Genomic DNA, 16671 nt, shown 5'->3' on the forward strand with positions numbered 1-16671 from the left:
TGAAACCGATGCGATTATGTATGCTATTGCTTGTGCCGATACTCTCGGCGCAGGCAGCAGCCCAAATTGATAATACATTACCAACCGATAGCGACACCGTCAGTTCCGAATGCACTCTGCAGAAAGTGTTAGAAGCATCGGACGATAACACCGCTTTGCAGGTGCAGGTAAAAGGTTTTCTTGATACCTACCATGCCGTCAGGACGGAAGGACGTGCGGACTGGATGGCTTCGCGGACTCGGGCGCGGGGAGAACTGAAACTCGAGAAAGGGGCGGCTTCGCTCTTCCTATCCCTGAACGCTACCTACAACGGAATATTGAAAGAACGCACGGGATTGGAATTGCGCGAGGCTTATCTATCTTATGTAAAGGGCAACTTCGACCTGCGCGTGGGGCGGCAGATTGTCGTATGGGGCGTGGCGGATGCACTGCGCGTTACCGATTGCGTGTCGCCGTTCGACTATACCGAGTTCCTCGCACAAGACTACGACGACATTCGCATGCCCGTCAATGGGTTGCGCGCAAAATACACTACAGGTCCGGTTACCCTTGAAGCAGTATGCAATCCTGTGGTTGACTTCTTTGTGTTGCCGACAGACGAGCGCAATCCGTGGGCGATACGCCTGCCATCTGCGCCACTACCCTACACCACCGACTTGGAAAGCGGCAAACCGGAGAAGAAAATCAGGAATATGGAGTTTGGCGGACGAGTAACCGTCAATCTCAGCGGAATAGACTTCTCCGTGAGTGCCTTGCGGACGTGGAACAAACTGCCAGTCCTTTGTCCTGCCCTTTCGGACGATGGAAGGACGCTTCACATCAACGGACAGTACCGCCGTATGACGATGTTGGGTGCCGATTGTTCATTGCCCATCGGTCAGTTTGTCCTCCGTGCCGAAGTTGCCGAGTACATAGGCGAGGCACAAGGAAGTGGTTTGGGGCAGAATGCCGTGCGACGCAACACCCTCAACGCCCTTGCAGGAGTAGACTGGTATCCGGGTAACGACTGGAACATCAGCGTGCAGTATTGCCATAAATACACATCGGGCAATCTCGCAGTGCTCTCCGTCTATCGCAATGCCGGACTTGCCACAGCAAGGCTCTCGAAAGAACTGCTGCACAACACACTGAAACTCTCCACCTTTGCCTACATCGATGTGGCAAACGGCGGTATTTTCAACCGACTTTCCGCTTCCTATTCTCTCAACGACGATATAGAACTCACCGCCGGCTACGACTATTTCCATGCCGACAAAGGAAAGTTTGCCATGTATGGTAAGAACTCAGAAGCGTGGTTAAAAGTAAAGTATAGTTTCTGACTCCATTAACAATGCTATCATTTTGTAATCCTTCTCCATAGGCAAAGTTCTTCCGAAAATGTATAATCAGCAAACTTTTTGAGAAGAAGACACTTTCTCCTCCACTAATTGTGTATTATAGCAAACACGGATGTAGGAACTAAGTATGAAGAAAAAATGTTAGTATATTCAAATATCCCATTTTGTATGTTGAAAACCTACAATTTGTCTATTTTCTTGAAACCTGATTGTTTTATACCATATCTTCGTGTCGAAATAAGACTATTATGGAACAAAAAATGCTCAGAGTGTGTACTTTTATGCTATTCCTACTTTCGGCAAGAGCGAATGTGTTTGCCCAGATTCAATTAAAGTCAGAATATATTGCTCCGTCTGTATATAAAGATGAGAATGGTAATAAAATCGGTGGTGAAGGAAACTTGCAAGCCTTTGAAGGCTCAGCGAGACTTCCTTTATATGTAAGAAAGAATGAAAACGGGAGACTGACGGCTTGGATTGTTGCTTTGGGTGGTACATACGCTTCCATGAAAAATAAAGAAATGCCATCGGATTTTACAGAGAAAGAACTTATGAATGCTCAAATGGGAGTTATGCATCTGCGACCACTTAATGAGAAATGGTCTATACTTGCCATTTTAGGAGCAGGAGTGTACACCTCTAATCTGAATAAATTGTCAGGCAGTTCATTTCTCGGTCAGGGAGGTGTATTATTTATCAGACACGCAAACAAGAATTTGGACTGGGGAGCCGGTATCGCGTTGAATAATGCGCTGGGGTATCCAATGATTTTTCCGTCCTTATATCTGGATTGGAAAATAGAGGGAAAATACAAATTCAAATTATCCATGTATAATACATTCGAGGCAGAAATCAGTACACAACTTAGCAAGAGTTTCAATTTGGGAATACATGCGGAATCCAAAGGACTTATGGCTGCAGTTGAGAAAGACTGCAGTAAGAAGTATTTCGTGATGCAGTATGGTTATATAGGTATTCAACCAGAGTTCAGAATTGGGCAATATATTTCTATCCCTATTGTCGGAGGAATTGTCGCATCAAGAGAAACTTATTTTCGTTCACGGACATTGAAGGCTTTCTTCAGCAGCAAAGACAACTACCCACATTTCGGTGTATCTCCCTATTTTTCAATAGGTATCCGATACGGATTATAATAAATGCTCAAGTATAACGTTTAATACATTATAAGATTATATGACAATAAAAATCGCGCTATTCCTTTTGATAACCCTGTTTGGACATGGAATAACTTTTTCACAGAATGTCGTAAATGATTTAACTGGTTTGAGAGAAAACCTGACGCGAAAAATATTTGAAAAGACAAAGGATTTGTCTAATGAAACTCAACTATCCATCGTGCTCATAAAAAATGGGATATCCCATTTTTATGGAATGATAAAGCAAAATGACACGATTAAAAATATTGAGAACAAAGATAAGGTTTTTGAGATTGGCTCGATTTCAAAAGTTTTTACGGCGACATTACTTGCCGATGCAATACTTGAAAGGAAGATTAAACAGACAGACGACATAAACAAATTTTACCCTTATACGTTCAAGGATGATGTGCGGATAACTTTTGAAAGCCTGTCAAATCATACATCCGGATTGGGAGAAAATCCCTCCAATTTGCAACTTTCAGAGTTTCTGGCAGACAGTACAAAAGCAGAGCGGGAAAATCCTTTTCAGAAATACAGCGACTCTGAATTAGAGTATTACCTCAGAAATCAGTTGCAATTATGTTGTTCTTCCGATAGGAAAGAATATCTGTATTCAAATTTGGGAACAGGTTTGTTGGGATATACGTTATGTCAAATGGAAAAATGCAGTTTCACGGAACTCGTTTCCAATAAAATCTTCAAAAAGTACAAAATGAATAATTCATATACAGATGCAAGATTAGTAGAAACCGGTCTTGTCAAAGGAATAAGCCTCACAGGTGTTCCTATCGGCAATTGGATATGGGATTCGGATGTGTTTTTAGGAGCCGGTGGCATTCTTTCTTCTGCAAACGATATGGCATGTTTTTTAGAGGCTCAATTTGATATGGGCAACAAAGAACTTGCAATGACAAGAAAACCGACTTTCAAAGTAAACGACAAACTTAGCGTAGCACTTGGATGGCATATCGTAAAGGCAGATAACGGAAACGATTTATATTGGCACAATGGTGGTACGGGCGGTTTTTCTTCCTCTATGGTATTCGATATGAATGAAAAGAGTGGAGTCATTATTCTTTCCAATGTTTCTTTTCTGCATCCTCATGCGAAAAATGTAGACGCATTGTGTTTTGAAATAATGGAAGACTTGGCAAAAAAGTAATAGTATATAAATGCAAGAGAGAAAGAAACAAAGCGTATTATATGATTTTCTTATGGAGAAGAAATACAGATGGACTCGCCATTTCCTGCTTATCATCTCCATCGGCATTATCTCCACAAACCATATTTTTATTACCTATGGAGAACAGATTCGAGGCGGAAATGTTTGTGGTATTATATTTGCGCATATAGTAGCTTATCTGTTGCTGATATATCTGAATATGTACATCTTCATTCCTAAATTGCTACAACAAGAAAGGTATGTGCAATATGCAACTGTCTTGCTCGCTGCAATATTCACATTCGTGATAGCGAATATCGGCTTGGAGTATTACATTCATTTTAAGTATCAAATACCTTTCGGTCCATATTCTTTTTTTTCTGACGGACGCAATAAAGCAGTCGATTTCTTCTCCGATTTCTCGGTACTGACATTGTCGGTGACGAGTATTACTGTAATCGTCTTTTATAAACATTGGATTCAAATGACTGAGATGGAGGAACAAATCGGAACTCGCAGGCTAACCGTTGAGTTGGAAAATTTGAGAAACAATATCGGATCGGAATTTCTTTTGGCTAAATTGAAAAAAGCAACTGAACTATGCCTGACCGAACCTCCGGAAGTATCTCCGCTATTATTGACACTGAGCCGGATTGTACGCTATCGCCTATACGATTGCAGCAATCCGGTTGTACCACTCAATTCCGAAATCAAAATCCTTAAAGACTACCTGAATTTGGAAAAGAAGTGCGGGACTCTCACCGATTTCACACTCTCTTGCCAAATGAGGACTGGTATTTGTTTTATTCCTCCATTGACGTTACTATCGTTTGTAGAAGAACATCTATTCAATTCACCGGGAAAAGACCGAATGGAAATTGAGATTGAAATATGCGCTGACACGCTTGTCTGTACCTGTACAAACAATAGCAATCCTCCCAAAACGGGTAAGCGCATTTTTACCATCTCAAGAAGACCAGAAAACGCTTCACACAAAACGAGTTTGAAAAGTTCCTAAACTTTCCAAGAAATTTTCCGATAAAGTTTTTGGGAATTAATAAACATAAAGAATCGAATGGCATTATTGAAAGAGATAAATAAAAAGATTGGAACACAAATCCAAACAGGAGGATTCCATAGAATGGGAAACCTGCTTTTACTTTGCATTATAGTTGTCTTGACAATGGAAATGGTCTATAACACTGGCAGTGTACATGGACGGCTCACGAATGCAAGGTTTTACGAATGGATGGCATATTTCATTGTCTTCACCTGCACCGTATATACCAACGCCCGCCTGCTGGTTCCTCGTTTCCTGTTGCGTAATAAGTTGTCAGGATATTTCGCTTTCATTGGTTTGTGCGTATTTCTGTTGATGCTTTTTATCATACTGGTGCAAAACACCCTGTACGATGTTCCCAAAAGTTACAGGCTGACCTCTCTTTGTTTCAATATCGCGGGAAATATGTTATTGTTGGGATTGACGATAGCCTCTACTTCAGTAGTACCACTGTTTCGTTGCTGGGCTGAAAACAGCCGTCGAGTATCGGAATTGGAAAAGACGACGGCAGAAGCAGAATTGCAACAACTGAAAAGCCAGATAAATCCGCACTTTCTTTTCAACACGCTCAATAATGCCAACATTAAAGCAGAGCAAGAACCACAACTGGCATATGCCATTCTTTCCCGGCTTGAAAATTTGTTGGGCTATCAGTTGTCCGAATCCTCGCAAGAAAAAGTTCTGATACGGAATGAAATTTCCTTCTTGCATGACTATTTGGAACTGGAAAGTACACGTCGTGGAAACTTGTATTACGAAATCAAGACAGAGGGCGTGGTGGAAGATATATCTATATATCCATTACTGTTTATTCCCTTTGTAGAAAACGCAGTCAAGCATAGTGTTGAAGTCAAAGGAAAGACAAACATACACATCACGTTTACCGCATCCGAAAACCAACTGCACTTCCAGTGCGAAAACACCAAGGCCGCTTCTCGTACATCGAATCATTACGGAGGTTTGGGGTTGAAAAACATCAAACGGAGACTAGAATTGCTATTCGGAAAGTCTTATACCTTATCCATTACGGAAGAAGAAAATAAATATACTGTATGCTTATGTGTGAACCTATAAAATGTATTATCGTCGATGATGAACCTATCGCCCGAGAAGGATTGGAAAGGTTGGTACGCAAGAGTCCAATGCTGGAACTTGTCGGCAATTTTGAGTCTGCAGAATCTGCGACTGAATACATAAAAGATAATCCTGTGGATTTAATATTCCTTGATATCGAGATGCCTGGGACAAACGGGCTTGATTTTGCCCGTAAAATCCCACAACAAACACTTGTCGTTTTTACCACAGCCTATTCAGAATACGCATTGGACAGCTATGAGGTAAACGCTACCGATTACCTCGTCAAACCCATCGAGGAAGAACGTTTCCGTAAAGCAATGGAAAAGGTTTCTGCCTATCACACCCTACTCATCAATGCAGAGAAAGAAAGTGTGGAGGCAGATGTGGATTTCTTCTTCGTGAAATCAGAGCGTAGATATTTCAAAATCAGATATGACGACATCCTCTTTATAGAAGGCTTAAAGGATTATGTCATCATACAAACAGAAAATCGACGCATCATTACCAAGATGTACTTGCGTACTATCCATGAACTTCTGCCTCCGTCTGTTTTCTTCCGCATCAACAAATCCTATGTTGTGAACTTAGAGAAAATAGAATCGTTCGACACCAACGACGTATTCATCGGAAAATATGAAATCGGTGTCAGTAATATCTACAAAGAAGATTTTTACAAGAGGCTAATGAAATGACGGTTGACTTTGCTATTATACTAATCAACAATTCTAAATCGAATGCGTATGGAAAGATTAGTCAAGATATTTTCATTCAGAGTACTCTCTTCGAATGAATCGTTCGTTGCCGAATAGTGGAATACAACTGATTGTATTAACAATACGTGAGTTCGGGTTAAGAAAGTCCTTATAACAATTGGTAATCTCGTTAGTTTTTTGCAACTTTATAGTTAAGAATCAATAACTTACAAAACGACTAAGCGATGATTACCAAGGACAAAGTTTTTCATTTCGCTCAAGGAAACTCTATGCCTTCGGCAAGTGTATTGTCATAACGTTCATTGATATTACGATGATTCCTGTATGTCACAATGTAAGACGGTGTTTCCGGCAAGGTCTTTGCCGGTCTTGCCAAGAACGGTAAGGGCACTATGAGCCGGTGTTAGAGTTTATATTCTTCTCTAATTACTCTTCCCCGTACATATTGTATGAGATATTTTCCTTCTTCCATTTATCCTTAGGAGTTACCTCTTTATCAGGATAGCCTATAACGATGGTATTCAGCGGAATTAATGACTCCGGCAATCCGAGCACCTTAGCCACAGCAGCGCACCGTTCTTTTGAAGGATAGGTGCCGGTCCACACGGCGCCCAGTTCCATTCCTGTTGCTGCCAAAAGAATGTTCTCCGTGGCTGCCGAGCAGTCTTGAACCCAGAACTCACGCGCTTCACCCTCAAGTGCCTTGTCCATGTCGCCACAGACCACGATAGCCAGCGGAGCCTTGGCAGCCATTTCGGCGTAAGGATTGGCCTCAGAAAGTTTCTGCAACTGATTCTTATCCGTAACAACAATAAAATGCCACGGCTGTTTGTTTACTGCAGTAGGGGCTGCCATTCCTGCACGTAGCAACTTTTCTATCTTCTCCTTTTCAACAGGCTTGTCCTGATAGGAGCGGACAGATGTGCGGTTAAGAATATTGTTGAGCACCACCTCAGAGGTTTCCACATCCTTACCTTTGTCATTCCCATTTACTGCAAGCATATAGCAGAGAAACACAAGTGCAATAGCGAGTACTACATTGAGAATCATTGAAGTCTTCATATCTTTTATTTTTTGTTTTTTGAATTTGAAAGTTGACTATATTTAAAGAGCGAACCTGTCGGGCAGACAAAGCGGCAGTAAGGCCGCATAACCACCGTGGAGAGTGCCACGAAGACGAGAGCAATGGCAATGACAACCCATGAGGCCGACTTGAATACAAAGGCTGAGAACGGTTCGTAATCAATCCAGTCGAACCAAACACCTGTCCACAAACATAACATGAGTATCGCCCAAAGTATCTGACGAAACATATCCAAGCGTTTGATAGTAGTTGGCTTCATCTTGACTTTATATCCAACGCATTTCCCTGCAAGTTCTTGCAACGAACCGAGCGGACACACATGCGTACAGTAATATGATTTCTTGCCAAAGAGTGGATACACGAAAGCCGTTATAAGCATAATTACCGGCACGATGAGCGTCATCACGTTCATGCCGTTTGACATGTAACTGATTATCGATGTGTAGTTCAGGAACGTGCCACACCAAAAGCCAAGCACAATTACATTAAGGATTTGCTGACTTATCCTATACCGTTTGTTCTTAACAAAAAGGGGCAAGATTGAGGCTAAAAGCACCACAATCAGCCCTGCTATTGCCTTGACAGAAAAATCAAAATCTGACCATATTGAACTCTTTACAGGATTCTTTGCTGCATACTGAAGTCCGCGCTGTACATTTCCGATAATGGCATTCGAGGTGAACGTTGCACCTGACACGTCGTCCACCTTCATCTTCTGAGCATCTTCTATGGTATATCCATTCCACTTAGGAAGAAGTACCGATGCCTCCTCAAAGAATTCCGGAGTTTCTGAATTTTCCAGAGCCTTGATATTCTTCACCTTACCATCTTTCAACGTAATCTCCAAAGGCACGGTGCCTGCGTAGCCGATGATGTCTTTCCCCAACTCAGTAGTATTCAACCGCACCGTTCCATCATCAAGGACAACCATCGTATCCGTCTTAGACGAAACCTCCTGTTGTTGCTTCAGTTCTCGTCCCACCACCTTACCGTCTCTACGGATACTGACTGCCATAACCAACAAGACACAGGTAATCAGATAAAGCAGTTGCTGTAGTTTTCCCTTATAATTGCTCATATAATTATTTTTATCATCTTTCCTTTACGCATTAAGCCTCCAAAGGCCTTTAATTTATTGGCATTGACAATGACGAGCGATTTACTTATTACATTCACCTACCACCTCATCAACACACATCAAATGGAGGCCCGGCAGGAAATTGCGGTCTATTTTCTTAGGCACATCACTGCGGAAATCTCAATATCTTTTTTATGACGATTTCTAACAGATATAGTTTAATCGCACTCCCTATTTTAACTCACCAAGAGTTGTGAAGGATGAAAATTATATTTGTTGACGGAATTAAAATAAGTTGACAAGCACGATAAAAGAAATGCTATTAATCTGGAATCAATATTTATTTCTTTTTATTGCTGTCCGGTAAAAGCGAATTGAAAGTTTGCAATTCCTTTGTCTAAGGGCAATACAGACGTTTTTAGCTCTATGGGGCTTGTATTCCAGTTATAAATCGTAAGCATTATAAAAGTGCTTGTTTTTATAAGATAATGATTTTGTTCTTGGATTTAAGGTCAAATAATGTAGTATTAAAGGCAATTCCTCTTACACAGATTGGGAGAAAAAGTTTTACCGGACAGCAATAATTTCTTTTGAATATGAAAAAATAAATATATAGTATAGGGTTCTATGTATATTGAAACTGGTTACTTCTATTCCAACCTTTATGCTGACTACAGTAGAAAGGTCAGTTCTAGTAAACGGTCTTTATACGATATCTTTAACTTTATCCGTTTCCATATTGATTCATTTAACAGTTAACATTAACATCACCGCTCAAAAACAAAGCCTTAGCTCTTGCCAAAGTTGTATATTGGGCACCTGTACCTCTGTATATTTTCACGAACTCTTTCCAATGATTAAGGATATGTTGACGCACTTGTTCAGCTTCTGCCATGGTTGCTGTTCGAAGTACAATTACACAATCAGAAAGCAAATATTTGCTTGTACCATCAAGCAATGTAATCTTCATAGGGTTAGGGTTGCATACTCGTGGAATTATTACTCCGCAACCATTCACTTGTCGTGACGTACCAGGCAACACCTTCTTGATATTTACCAACTTGCCCATTTTAATATTAGTGGTATGAATTAATTTAACTGCTTTTGTGTTGTGAGAGTAAGCTGGGTTCTGCATACGCACGCATCCACGAATAATATCATAAACTGGCAAAGATGAGAAATCTGCATAATGCTCCTCTTTAATTCCATTTACGGCATAATTGCCCACATATACCATAACAATATTAGGCGTACAAGAAACGGAAGCATCTGCCTGAGTCACTTTACTCTTGCTAAAATATACTTTTTCCGACTTATCTAATATGCATGCATTATAGTGAGTTTTCAAATACTTCCATGCCTTGCTATCTTTTTCTGAATATACGCAACTTATCGGCAAGATAGCATACACTCCACCTATCTCATCAAGATAACGCAAAGCTCGCATCAAAAAGAGCATCGCTGTGCTCACTTTAAATTCTTCACCTTCAAACTCAATATGCTCGATGATACTCCCCTTACAGGTAAACGGAGGATTCATTACTATTAAATCAAATTTCTTGTCTTTCAGAAAATGCACACGCTCCAACCATTCGATATCACGAAAATCACATTGCTCTAGTTGCCATGCAGGATTGTCGCTCTTCAACTTATTAATAGCATCATCAGAAATATCTGTGCCATATAACTCGATATCACCATACCTTCGTGCCACAGCTTTCAGCAAATTTCCATTGCCAACACAGAAATCAATAGTTCGTTTCACTTGACTTGCTGTAATGAGGCTGATCAATTTATCTGCGAGCAACGAAGGGGTGTAAAAAGAATCTGGTCCCGACATACTAATTCTCTTTAAACAATTTAGTCACGTCGCAGCACAATATACGACCAACACCATCAGTGCGACTTAAACTACGTTTAGGGTTATCATACAGTAATTCAACCTTAAGTGGATTCTTAATTGCATACAGAATAGCACCAATAGCATGAGGTTTCGTGCCAATAGGTGCAATCACCATCTCTGGATTTCTATTATCGGCAGAAATCTTCTTCAATGTCATATAGCTGTCTACAATTGAGTTTGCCTCAGCATATTCCACACGTTCCCAAGCTTTAGTAGTACGTAATGAATTACGGTTACCCCAATAACTTTCAAACGGATAGTCTATTCTATACCCAGGCATTCCAATCACTGGACGTATCCTTTCAGCTGTAGGCTGCTGCGTTGTTATAAGATAAGTCAAACGGCCACCTTCGAATCCAAGCATCGCCACAAAGAGAGGATCTTCTCTATGTGGTAACACCTTTGCAAATCCCGGCAAAGGGTTTACACCTCCACATACTTCTGAAAGATCTTCATTGATACCCACTTTTTTAAACTCATTCAAAAGATATTGCTGAGGCTCACTATATACAATACAAACTTGCATATCACTTAAGATGGCGCGCAACATCACAGGTGCCACTAGCCTACAGCTCATTCCTGTAACTTCAATATAGATTACAGTTGGAGCGTACTGCTTTAAGTAGTCACCTATCTCCTTTGGACTGCTTAGTGACACCATTTGATCTCTAGCCATATCCTTCATTTGGTCTTGGTCATCAATCTCTAACTCCACAAAAGTAGTATCAGGATTGTTTGCCTGCAACGTACTGGCACAGAATCTACTTCTGTCCTCAGGATCGTAGGCAAACAGATATAGAGAGCCGGGCTCAAGGTTCTCCGTATTAGGATTTTCCCACACCCTGGTATATAAATAGTCTTTATTGATCATCGTCATTAAAATCTAAAGTCAACTGTATAGGGTCTTCTTTCTCCGAATGTAGCTTAATATTTTTCTTTGACAAAATATTGGCAACAGCATCTTTCTGATTGTCAATACATTCAAGAAATTCTGCATCGGTAATAGCCATCTTGCGCTTCTTGCGGAAACTGTAAATAAAGAATGGGGCAAACATAGGATGCAACATATACATGAAATCCTTCACACTGCCTCTACCAGTCTGCTTATTTGCAGCCATTCGCACAAGTGCTAGATTCATGACACCTGCTGAAAGCAGCTCTTCTGTACGCTCTGAGCGCTCACCTTCTATCTCAAACTGAACAATTTCTGGTGCTATATTGTCACCTTCCTTGGCCATGTGCGAAAAGATGGTTCCAATAGATTGTACCATCCTTGCAAGCTGAGCACCATTCTGCCATGTTCCCTCCAGTTCGGTTAGGTTCTTCCATCCCACATTTCGAGCAGCCTTAGTTTGTATCTCGGCTGGTATTGGTTCTTTGATATCTCCATTTGATTGTAAGTATAGATAATAAGAACGATAAACGAGTTCCATTAAGTAGCGAATATTACCGTTTGCCAACTTTACAAAAGTGGTCCATCCTGAATAGAATTTCTGAATCCCCCCCATACCTCTACCTGATCGGATCTTAAATAGCAGACTGTAACGATAGTTATCATACCTGGTATTCCAAACTACTTTCTGGTTCTGATAATCCTTGATAGCTGTTTCCAAAAGATCATTATGCGTATATGCCCAATAAGCAAGAAAGAATTTATAGAGTGGTGTTATGCCCAAATCAATCTCATTTGCCTGTTCGTATTCACATACATCCTTATAATACTTATGAGACCCTACATCTAGTTTGAGGGCTTCGTCCTCATTGGACAAATTAATCAGAGCATCCTCTATCTTATAGTCATCAGTTTCTTCTTCAAGCAATTCCTTGATGCGCAATTGACATACCTCACTGGCAAACGAAACAAATTTTTCAGAATTATCACCTGTAAATTCATCTACAATGTTAAACTTCACATAATCAGCAGGATCATTAACTAACTCTTGCTCGTTAAGCGTATAGCGCACGCGCCATCCCATCTCACGAACACCAATTTTTATGGTGTATGATTCGGGCGTATGTTTCAATAAGGTATTTACTATCTGCTGCTGTTCATCAAGCAAATTTTCGTATTCATCCACCAATAGATAGAACGATTTTCCTTGGAACTGACGCAAATTGAGTGCTTGTTCTGTGATGATTTTTATGGGATCACCAGCCATCGAGAGCCTGGGCATATTGCCATCGGCAATATTATTCACTTCTGCCTGGAATCCGTACATAGCCTCCTCAAGTGTTTCGAAGAGATTTTTAAAATCATGTACGTCATTGCCCAAATGTAACGAGACTGCTACCAATCGACAAGCATAATCAGAGAGTAGCTCATCTCCAGGGCACTGTTTTTGATGCCAATCGAGAAAATAAAGAACCTCAGCTGTGAATATTAGATTGAAATAATGAGCAAATATTTTTACCCATTCTTCTTTGGAAATACCTTTACCGCTAAAAGCGTGCATGTGGTTTGTATCACAACGGAAGTAAATGCCAATATAAGGGGTTTCATCAAACCTCTCCATATCATATTCATTCAAAGCATACTGACCTTGATATGACAAACCTCGCAATACAGTTGTTTTACCTGTACCACGACCACCAATCAGCACACATGGGCGATTGCTTTTTAATGCAGTGAAATAGCTGGGAGCCGTAAAAAATCGGAATATCTTCTCGTTCAGCCATTCTGCTCTGAAACTACCAAAGAGTTCATCGAGTTTTGCTATTTTTTGATCCTGTGTCATAACTTTATTATTTATCTGTGGTATGAACGTTTCTTTAATGGTTTCCATGTGTCTGTATCCCAATAGAAAAATGCTGGACATGCATCAGGAATACCATGAGAAAAAGCCAAAGCTAAGCCTTGACATCCAAAGCCAAACATATCATTTACATGTTTCCCTTCTGTGATAGGAATTCCCTCTTCTTTTGCTACGTGAAAAAGTAAATTTTTGAACTTATCATATTTTGCTTTGTCCCCATTCCAGCATACTCCATTTGGATTAAGAAGGTTATATTCTGGAGTCAATTTGTAGATATACTCCATATGAAGTCCCAAACATTTAGAAGCAATTCTTTTTAAACCAACTTCATTGGCAACTAGTGGGGCATAGACTATACGATGATGGGAAGAAGTTACAAGCTCACGTAAGGTTTGGTCAAATTTACCGAAATGATGACTGTTCCAAGCTGTATCAGTTTGGGCACCTGAACCAACAAAGTCATCTACTAGTATTACATTCTGTGGAGTCGTTTCTTCTTCGAGCACCTCATATAATTTTTCAAAACCTACAATTCGACTGTTTGGTATATTCAATTCATCACGCAACTTACGTGTGAAGATATACCCGCTATCTGTGATATCATCTTTCTCTTCGCCTTGAATGAAACTATAACAGCAATAATTCTTAAAACTATCATGAGTCCAAGCCTGATCATTATTCGAAAAATAATAACCACATTTTCCAACCACTGTTCTTAATAATTGGTTCACCATACTATCAGGCAAGTAAATAAAGAACTTTAAGACATGGGCTGCAATTTCGCGATCTTCATCGTTAGTGAAATTTTCAAGCCAATTCTCAAAATCCAACTCTCTTGCTATTGGAAACAGTTGCATTTCGCGGAAGAGTTCCAACCTTTCCTTGGTTTCTTCTAATATCATAGTCTTTTAAATGTACGTTGTAAAACTAAAGTGCTCAACTGCAAATTTAGTTATTTATTCTGATATTTTATTCTTTTATTATCAAAAATTCTTTTGTTGATTGAATTTTGTTTTATTGTTCCTCTTATTTTCTTGATTCTCTCCCCTTGTCCTAGAGATATACGTATCTGGGGGTAAGATTATCGAGCGATTCATGAAACTTGCATAGGACTTATTCGATGAGTTTCAAGTTTTTTCACAAAATCATATCTCACCACCAATTCGGAAAGTGCTTCTTTACCTATCGAGCAATATTATATCTGATTATGGACAGATATCCATTGTGATTGTCTACTTTTACCTACATTATTGAAGTTTTATTGGTAAAACAAAAGTAACAAAATAGGGGATGATATGTCAAAACAAAAATAAAGACAGGCCAAAGTCACAAATAGTAACTTTAAAAATAAAAGAACCATATCAAACTCGGTATTCGAGTGCAGATATGGCCCATTTCTTTGCCTTTAAAAGCGAGCAGGTTTCAATTTATAAGTTCATGTTTATTCAAATGAAGTTTTGACACATCCTCCTCTTAACTTTTATACACGACGAATGTTTACTGGACATAAATAGCCTCTTGTTTAATTTCATATATAGATAAGTTCATAATTAAATTATATATTATGCTTCTCACATATGTAGTTCTCTTTTGTAAATTTTCTACACCCGAAGCCTACATGTTTTCTTATGCACAGCAAAATGGGCGAAATTGGTTTGCAAATTCGCCCATTTTGGTCAGCAATTTCGCCCAAATTGGTCTTCAAAAGGAGGCTTATTGTAGGAAGGGAGATAAGGAAACGGGATTTGGTGGTTTGTCATTAACGTTGGAGTGGGGAATTATTTTGAATGTCTTTAGCCCTAATTGGCTATTAGAGTGCTATTTCTCCATCTCATATTCACTCTATCGCTTCATGACATCTTTTATTTGCTTTGTAGGCATATTAATCTTTATTTTCGTCCTATCTTGCGTTTTACAAACTCTATACACTCGTCGAGCATCTTCACACGAAGCAGTTTCATTAGGGCGAAATAGAGGGAGGCGGAGATGATTATGCGCAACACAAGACGAAGCCATAGTGTCCCGACCGATGCCGTAGTCCAGCCCGTGAGTAGCATTACAAGTAGGGCGGCAAGAAGGAAGGGCATGGTATCGGCAAGCATATCAAACAGGCTATAGCCCGAAAGACGACTCGCAAAGAAATGCCACACGAAGAACCAAAGAACGAAAAGAACGGTATATGCCCATACCATGACTTCGATGCCGCGAGAATGAAGCCCTATCATCATGCCGACAAGCATGACACAGAGTGCCGCAGTGCAGGCAAGATAGATGCCACTGCGCCCACGACTGACAATATATTGCGAAAGAACGGTGCTCAACGGACTGAAAGCGGCGGCAATGGAGAGCACACGCAACAACATGGCACTGCCCAACCACTTTGCCGTTATGGCGACAACGATGAACTCTTCTGCCACGAGCGACAGACCGAACATGAGCGGAAACGACACGAAAGCGGCAAAACGCATCATCTTACGGAGCACGCGCAACTGTCTCTCACGGTCGTCTTGGAGGTCGGAGAACACCGGTTGCGCCACCTGTGCCACCATACCCTGCACGAGCGACGAGCCTTTCTGACTCCAGTTGTAGGCCGTGTTATAAATGCCGACATCATGCTTGGAGAAATAACGACCCAGCAGAATGTTCATTATATTGACATTGACGCGCTCCACAATGGTGGTCAGGAGCATCTTCACGGAGAAACGAAACATGCTGCGTATCGGTCTGAAATCGAAACTTAACGATGGTCGCCACGGACTGTAGTGCCAGTTCATGAGCATATATACACCGATGAACACGAGTCCCTGTGTGGCAAGCGACCAGTAGGCATAACCCTGCCACGCCATAACAATGCACACTATGCCCGATAACAACACCGCTGTCATGGCCGCCTTGGCCTGCTGTTTTGCACGCAGATTCTTGAAAAGCCAAGCCGACTGAGCCGTGTTAAAGCCCGCAAGGATTATGCTAAGGAATGCGTAACGACTGAACCATGTAAGTTCGGGAGTATGATAATAGTCTGCTATGAGAGGTGCTGTGAAAAACAACACGAAATACATAATCACCGCAACGATGATATTGAACCAGAAAACAGCGTTGTAATCGCGGTGGGAGGGCTCTTTTATATTAACCAATGCCGAGCGAAAACCACTGTCTTGAAGCACCGTAGCGACCTGTGAGAAAACTGCTATAATGGCCATCATACCGTTGTCTTGCGGTGACAACAGGCGCAGAGTTACGATGCCGAAAGCAAATCCAAACAACTGTTGCACAGTGTTGTTCATCGCTCCCCAGAACAATCCTTTTGCGGTTTTCTCTTTCAGTGACTCCATAAACAAACTATA

Annotated in this window: 13 protein-coding genes and 1 pseudogene; 7 read left to right on the forward strand and 7 right to left on the reverse strand. The window is 40.7% G+C overall.

From position 1 onward, the window contains the following. Positions 1 to 8 precede the first annotated feature (8 nt). From EHV08_RS05405 to EHV08_RS11650, 7 genes and pseudogenes are all read left to right on the forward strand, one after another. Positions 9 to 1319: a DUF1302 family protein gene (locus tag EHV08_RS05405; protein WP_126679428.1), complete on the forward strand. Its 1311-nt coding sequence runs from the start codon at positions 9 to 11 to the stop codon at positions 1317 to 1319. A 266-nt stretch (positions 1320 to 1585) separates the two neighbouring features. Beyond that, positions 1586 to 2491 carry a DUF6268 family outer membrane beta-barrel protein gene (locus EHV08_RS05410; RefSeq protein WP_126678408.1) on the forward strand — a complete coding sequence of 302 codons (906 nt, stop codon included), beginning with the start codon at positions 1586 to 1588 and terminating at the stop codon, positions 2489 to 2491. Positions 2492 to 2531: 40 nt separating this feature from the next. Continuing rightward, positions 2532 to 3659, forward strand: a complete 1128-nt coding sequence (locus EHV08_RS05415) for a serine hydrolase domain-containing protein (RefSeq protein WP_097646720.1) — start codon at positions 2532 to 2534, stop codon at positions 3657 to 3659. Positions 3660 to 3669: 10 nt separating this feature from the next. Continuing rightward, positions 3670 to 4677, forward strand: a complete 1008-nt coding sequence (locus EHV08_RS05420) for a histidine kinase (protein WP_126678409.1) — start codon at positions 3670 to 3672, stop codon at positions 4675 to 4677. Between the two features lie 57 nt (positions 4678 to 4734). Next, positions 4735 to 5793, forward strand: coding sequence for a sensor histidine kinase (locus tag EHV08_RS05425; RefSeq protein WP_126678410.1), 1059 nt, complete (start codon positions 4735 to 4737; stop codon positions 5791 to 5793). Continuing rightward, the gene (locus EHV08_RS05430; RefSeq protein WP_203227077.1) at positions 5790 to 6488 is read left to right on the forward strand and encodes a LytR/AlgR family response regulator transcription factor; all 699 of its coding nucleotides are present in this window, start codon (positions 5790 to 5792) and stop codon (positions 6486 to 6488) included. The genes EHV08_RS05425 and EHV08_RS05430 overlap by 4 nt, the downstream gene beginning before the upstream one ends. 283 nt (positions 6489 to 6771) lie before the next feature. Beyond that, positions 6772 to 6913 (forward strand): annotated as a pseudogene (locus EHV08_RS11650) (transposase); the annotation flags it as partial. 22 nt (positions 6914 to 6935) lie between these two features. Here EHV08_RS11650 and EHV08_RS05440 read toward each other — a convergent pair. The 7 genes from EHV08_RS05440 to EHV08_RS05475 form a co-directional block, all read right to left on the reverse strand. Beyond that, entirely contained in the window at positions 6936 to 7571 is a 636-nt protein-coding gene (locus EHV08_RS05440) for a nitroreductase family protein (RefSeq protein WP_126678412.1), read from the reverse strand. A 5-nt stretch (positions 7572 to 7576) separates the two neighbouring features. Continuing rightward, on the reverse strand, positions 7577 to 8671 hold the full coding sequence (locus EHV08_RS05445) for an FMN-binding protein (RefSeq protein ID WP_126678413.1): 1095 nt from the start codon (positions 8669 to 8671) through the stop codon (positions 7577 to 7579). Positions 8672 to 9419: 748 nt separating this feature from the next. Then, positions 9420 to 10511: a methyltransferase gene (locus tag EHV08_RS05450; RefSeq protein ID WP_126678414.1), complete on the reverse strand. Its 1092-nt coding sequence runs from the start codon at positions 10509 to 10511 to the stop codon at positions 9420 to 9422. Position 10512: 1 nt separating this feature from the next. Then, the gene (locus tag EHV08_RS05455) at positions 10513 to 11445 is read right to left on the reverse strand and encodes a hypothetical protein (RefSeq protein WP_126678415.1); all 933 of its coding nucleotides are present in this window, start codon (positions 11443 to 11445) and stop codon (positions 10513 to 10515) included. Beyond that, positions 11435 to 13357: an ORC-CDC6 family AAA ATPase gene (locus EHV08_RS05460; RefSeq protein WP_158676053.1), complete on the reverse strand. Its 1923-nt coding sequence runs from the start codon at positions 13355 to 13357 to the stop codon at positions 11435 to 11437. The genes EHV08_RS05455 and EHV08_RS05460 overlap by 11 nt, the downstream gene beginning before the upstream one ends. Then, on the reverse strand, positions 13321 to 14229 hold the full coding sequence (locus EHV08_RS05465) for a phosphoribosyltransferase-like protein (protein WP_126678417.1): 909 nt from the start codon (positions 14227 to 14229) through the stop codon (positions 13321 to 13323). Before EHV08_RS05465 ends, EHV08_RS05460 begins: the two co-directional genes overlap by 37 nt. 987 nt (positions 14230 to 15216) lie before the next feature. Further along, complete coding sequence (locus tag EHV08_RS05475; protein WP_126678418.1) at positions 15217 to 16659, reverse strand: lipopolysaccharide biosynthesis protein; 1443 nt, start codon at positions 16657 to 16659, stop codon at positions 15217 to 15219. Positions 16660 to 16671 lie beyond the last annotated feature (12 nt).

The organism is Prevotella koreensis (assembly GCF_003977605.1).
In the GTDB taxonomy this organism is placed as follows: Bacteria; Bacteroidota; Bacteroidia; order Bacteroidales; family Bacteroidaceae; genus Prevotella; species Prevotella koreensis.

What these genes read in the sequence shown, in the direction of transcription:
- EHV08_RS05405 (WP_126679428.1), top strand. Translation starts at nt 9, where the DNA reads ATGCGATTATGTATGCTATTGCTTGTGCCGATACTCTCGGCGCAGGCA.
- EHV08_RS05410 (WP_126678408.1), top strand. Translation starts at nt 1,586, where the DNA reads ATGGAACAAAAAATGCTCAGAGTGTGTACTTTTATGCTATTCCTACTT.
- EHV08_RS05415 (WP_097646720.1), top strand. Translation starts at nt 2,532, where the DNA reads ATGACAATAAAAATCGCGCTATTCCTTTTGATAACCCTGTTTGGACAT.
- EHV08_RS05420 (WP_126678409.1), top strand. Translation starts at nt 3,670, where the DNA reads ATGCAAGAGAGAAAGAAACAAAGCGTATTATATGATTTTCTTATGGAG.
- EHV08_RS05425 (WP_126678410.1), top strand. Translation starts at nt 4,735, where the DNA reads ATGGCATTATTGAAAGAGATAAATAAAAAGATTGGAACACAAATCCAA.
- EHV08_RS05440 (WP_126678412.1), bottom strand. Translation starts at nt 7,571, where the DNA reads ATGAAGACTTCAATGATTCTCAATGTAGTACTCGCTATTGCACTTGTG.
- EHV08_RS05445 (WP_126678413.1), bottom strand. Translation starts at nt 8,671, where the DNA reads ATGAGCAATTATAAGGGAAAACTACAGCAACTGCTTTATCTGATTACC.
- EHV08_RS05450 (WP_126678414.1), bottom strand. Translation starts at nt 10,511, where the DNA reads ATGTCGGGACCAGATTCTTTTTACACCCCTTCGTTGCTCGCAGATAAA.
- EHV08_RS05455 (WP_126678415.1), bottom strand. Translation starts at nt 11,445, where the DNA reads ATGATCAATAAAGACTATTTATATACCAGGGTGTGGGAAAATCCTAAT.
- EHV08_RS05460 (WP_158676053.1), bottom strand. Translation starts at nt 13,357, where the DNA reads ATGGAAACCATTAAAGAAACGTTCATACCACAGATAAATAATAAAGTT.
- EHV08_RS05465 (WP_126678417.1), bottom strand. Translation starts at nt 14,229, where the DNA reads ATGATATTAGAAGAAACCAAGGAAAGGTTGGAACTCTTCCGCGAAATG.
- EHV08_RS05475 (WP_126678418.1), bottom strand. Translation starts at nt 16,659, where the DNA reads ATGGAGTCACTGAAAGAGAAAACCGCAAAAGGATTGTTCTGGGGAGCG.